This window comes from Treponema sp. (assembly GCF_017430385.1).
In the GTDB taxonomy this organism is placed as follows: Bacteria; Spirochaetota; Spirochaetia; order Treponematales; family Treponemataceae; genus Treponema_D.
In genome coordinates, this window is record NZ_JAFRNB010000048.1 from 1 (window position 1) to 4,122 (window position 4,122).

The following is a 4,122-nucleotide window of genomic DNA, read 5'->3' on the forward strand; positions in this document are numbered from 1 at the left end:
CAGGGTATCGACCTCAAATTCGTTCAGTTTTCGGATTATGTCACACCGAACAATGCGCTTGCAAACGGCGAAATCGACCTGAACGCTTTCCAGCACCGCATTTTCCTTCAAAACGAAATTGAAAATCACGGCTATGATGTAAAACTCATCGGAAACACATTCATCATTCCGCTCAATTTGTACTCAGTCAAAGTAAAATCAGTTTCAGAACTCAAATCAGGCAGCGTCGTTGCAATCCCGAACGATGTCACAAACGGCGGACGGGCAATCAAGGTTCTTGCCGCAGCAGGACTCATCACCCTCAAAGCAGAAGCAGGCTTTAACCCGACAGTCGCAGACATTGCCGAGAACAAAAGCGGAATCGTAATCAAGGAACTGGCAGCAAACACAATTCCTTCAGCCCTCAAGGATGTTGACGCCGCAATCGTAAACGGAAACTACGCCCTGGACTTCGGAATCAAAACCGAGTCAGCAATCTTCAAGGACACTTCCGTTGACGAAAAACAGTACTGGAACCTTATCGCAGCCCGGGGAAAAGACCTGGCAGACCCTGCGAAAGTCGAAATCTTCAAGAAAGTCGTAAAAGCCTTCCAGACAGCCGAGACAGAAAAAGTCTTCAACAAGGACTTCGGCGGCTACTTCATCAAAGAAGGCTGGGACATCGACGAGTTTTAATAGTTAGGAATTAGGAAGGGGCAGGGGGAAAGTCTCCCCCTCGCTACAACCGCCTGCGGCGTTTTCCGCTACCCCTTCACCTAAGTGGCTTCGCCCCTTAAAATCCCCAAGTAGAGTTCGCGGTTCAGGCATAGCCTTCACCGAGACTCGCCTAGAAACTTGCCTCGCAAGTTTCTTCGCCTACGGCGACCGGCTCCCTACCCTCAAACGCCGGGCGCAACGCCTGCTTGCATACGGTCACTGAGCGTAGTCGAAGTGACAATCTTTAGGAACATAAAAATGTCAAAAATTGAGCAACTTTCTTCCATAATAAAAGACACAAATCGCATTGTTTTCGCTCCTTCAATCGAAGAAAAATATCTTTCTGACACTCTTGGACGCAAAAAGGGACTGGCTTCGGCTCTGGTTTTTCCGCTCTCAACAGAGGAAGTGAGTGCAATCTTGCGATTCGCTTACTCGAATGGAATTCCGGTTACGCCTCGTGGAGCGGGAACTAATCTTGTGGGGTCTACGGTTCCTCACGATGGCTCAATCATCCTTGATTTTTCTTTGATGAACAAAATTCTGGAAATCGACAGGGAAAATTTCACCGCATGGGTGGAACCGGGCGTGATTCTTGAGGATTTTCAAAAATATGTTGAAAGCCTGGGCCTTTTCTATCCGCCGGATCCGGGAGAAAAGCGGGCTTCGATTGGCGGAAACATTTCTACCAACGCCGGGGGAATGCGGGCTGTCAAATACGGAGTGACCAGGGATTATGTGATGGGCCTGGAACTTGTCAAAGCCGACGGCACTGTAGTCACAGTTGGAAGCAAAAACCGAAAGGACACCACAGGCCTTGACCTCAAAGACATCGTAATCGGCTCGGAAGGAACTCTTGCGGTCATCACGAAATGTCTTTTGCACCTCGTCGGAAAGCCAGAAAAATCTTTGAGCATTCTTGCAGGCTTTGGCTCTCTCAAATCTGGAATCGAAGCAGTTCCAAAAATCATAAAAGCAAATCTCAATCCCACGGCGGTTGAATTCATCGAAAGGAAAGTTGTTGCTCTGGGCGAAAAGTTTCTCAATCTCAAATTCCCCCTTGAAAGCGAGGCTTATCTCCTTCTCACCTTTGACGGTAAGGCAGAAGAAATCGACTCTGCTTTCAAAAACCTGCAAACTGTCCTCAAAGATTCAGCAGAAAAAATCATTTCCCTTGATGACTCCGCACTTTCTCAGAATGTGTGGCGCATCCGTGGCTGTCTTGTAAAAGCAGTTGAGGCCGTAAGCGAGCAGGAACCGCTTGATATTGTCGTTCCGATTGCAAAAGTCGCTGATTTCGTCAATTTTGTGAACAAGCTGGAAGGCGAGAGCGGAATGCAGATGATCAGCTTTGGTCACGCAGGCGACGGAAATGTTCACCTCTGCGTTGTCCGTGGCAACCGCAGCGAAGAAGCCTGGCAAAAAGAACTTCACGAAAATCTTGAAAAACTCTACGCTCATGCCCGCAAGCTTGGAGGCTTGATTTCAGGCGAGCATGGACTTGGATTGAGCAAGCGGTCCTTCTTCTTTGCTGAGACACCCGCCGTAAATGTGGAGCTTATGAACGCGGTAAAACTTGCCTTTGACCCGAAAAAGCTCTTGAATTCAAACATCAGTTACGTCAAATAAAATTTAAAAATAAAAATTAAAAACACAAAGAGGTAAAAATATGAAAAAAATTACAAAAGCATTGATTGGTGCAATTTTAACAGCAGGAATTTTGGGCAGCTTTGCTTCCTGCTCAAAAAAAGAATCAGTCGTGGTTAAGCTTGGAATCACGGGAGCTGCCGAAGAAGACATCTGGCAGCCAGCAATCGCCAGCCTAAAAAAGGAAGGAATTGACATTCAGCTCGTTCAGTTCAGCGATTATGTTGCTCCAAGCCGTGCCCTTGAAGACGGTGACATTGAGCTTCACGCCTGCCTCAGCCGGGTTTTCTTTGATTCAGAAGTAAAGAGCCACAACTATCACATTCAACTGATTGGAAACACACTTTTTTCACCGCTTAAGCTTTACTCAAACAAAATCAAATCAATTTCAGAATTAAAGCCGGGTGATGTTATCGCAATTCCAAATGAAGCCACAAACGAAGGCCGTGCCCTCAAACTTCTTGACAATGCGGGCGTAATCAAATTAAAGTCTGGTGCCGGAGACAATCCGACAATGGATGACATTGAAAGCATTCCAACAGGAGTAAAATTCACCCTGCTTGCGGCAAACCTCGTTCCTTCAACTCTGGTGGACGTGACCGCTGCAATCATCAACGGAAACTATGCTCTTGATTTTGGAATTGACCCGAAAACAGCCGTTGCAAGCGAGACAAAGCCTGCCACTTTCTACTGGAACCTGATTGCTGCCCGAAGCGCAGAACTCAGCAACAAAAAGAAGGTTCAGCTTTATGACAAAATCGTAAAGGCATTCCAGACCCAGGAAACGATTGACGTCTTCAACAACCAGTACGGCGGATTCTTCTCTCCAGTCGGCTGGGAAATTGACGAACTTGCAGCATACAAATAAAAACGTCTGAATGTCGAGTTTTTTAAGGAGGAGGCTATGAAAACAATTTATCTTGCAGGCGGATGCTTCTGGGGACTTCAGAAGTTTTTTGATCAGTTCGAGGGCATCATTTCCACTCAGACAGGATACGCCAACGGAAACACAGAGAATCCCACTTACGAGGACGTAAAGCACAATCATTCAGGCCACACAGAAACGGTCAAAATCGAATACGACGAAAGTGTCATCAACCTCACAAAGATTCTGGAATATTATTTCCTTGCCATCGACCCGTATTCACTCAACAAGCAGGGTGAGGACGAAGGCGAAAATTACCGCACAGGAATCTACTACGATGACGATTCCCTTTTGCCTGAAATCAAAAAGGAATTCGAGCGTCAGGAGCAGATTGAAGGTCAGAAATTTGTGGTTGAGCTTCTTCCTCTTAAAAATTATTACAGCGCGGAAGAATATCACCAGAAATATCTTGAAAAAAATCCATCGGGATATTGCCATCTTCCGCTCAAACTGTTTACACTTGCAAAAGACTCAGAAAAAACTTTGTAAGGAATTTATATGCCTCAGCTTTCAACAAGAACATCAACTTTTACCGACAGCGTAATCCGCCGTATGACTCGAATCTCAAATCAGTACGGGGCTGTAAATCTCTCGCAAGGGTTCCCGGACTTTGAGCCACCGCGCGAGATTCTTGAACGACTTGCTCAGGTCACAAAAGAAGACTTTCATCAGTACGCAATCACTTGGGGTGCACAGAACTTTCGTGAGGCACTTGCAGCCAAAATCCAGTATTTTTCGGGCGTCAGCGTGAACCCGAACGAAGAGCTTGTCGTTACCTGTGGCTCGACCGAGGCGATGATGGCTGCCATGATGAGCGTGACAAATCCCGGCGACAAAGTGATTGTATTCTCTCC

Annotated in this window: 5 protein-coding genes; all 5 read left to right on the plus strand. The window is 46.5% G+C overall.

Annotated elements, in window-relative coordinates; translation table 11 throughout:
* On the plus strand, positions 1 to 675 hold a 675-nt coding region (locus tag IJJ71_RS03550; RefSeq protein WP_296845355.1), incomplete at its 5' end, for a MetQ/NlpA family ABC transporter substrate-binding protein.
* 279 nt (positions 676 to 954) lie between these two features.
* Positions 955 to 2,325 carry an FAD-binding oxidoreductase gene (locus tag IJJ71_RS03555; RefSeq protein WP_296845356.1) on the plus strand — a complete coding sequence of 457 codons (1,371 nt, stop codon included), beginning with the start codon at positions 955 to 957 and terminating at the stop codon, positions 2,323 to 2,325.
* Between the two features lie 40 nt (positions 2,326 to 2,365).
* Positions 2,366 to 3,211: a MetQ/NlpA family ABC transporter substrate-binding protein gene (locus IJJ71_RS03560; protein WP_296845357.1), complete on the plus strand. Its 846-nt coding sequence runs from the start codon at positions 2,366 to 2,368 to the stop codon at positions 3,209 to 3,211.
* Positions 3,212 to 3,247: 36 nt separating this feature from the next.
* Complete coding sequence (msrA, locus tag IJJ71_RS03565; RefSeq protein WP_296845358.1) at positions 3,248 to 3,757, plus strand: peptide-methionine (S)-S-oxide reductase MsrA; 510 nt, start codon at positions 3,248 to 3,250, stop codon at positions 3,755 to 3,757.
* A gap of 9 nt (positions 3,758 to 3,766) precedes the next feature.
* On the plus strand, positions 3,767 to 4,122 hold a 356-nt coding region (locus IJJ71_RS03570), incomplete at its 3' end, for an aminotransferase class I/II-fold pyridoxal phosphate-dependent enzyme (RefSeq protein WP_296845359.1).

Excerpts from the sequence above, each read along its gene's own strand:
- msrA (WP_296845358.1), top strand. The coding sequence starts at position 3,248 with ATGAAAACAATTTATCTTGCAGGCGGATGCTTCTGGGGACTTCAGAAG.
- IJJ71_RS03555 (WP_296845356.1), top strand. The coding sequence starts at position 955 with ATGTCAAAAATTGAGCAACTTTCTTCCATAATAAAAGACACAAATCGC.
- IJJ71_RS03560 (WP_296845357.1), top strand. The coding sequence starts at position 2,366 with ATGAAAAAAATTACAAAAGCATTGATTGGTGCAATTTTAACAGCAGGA.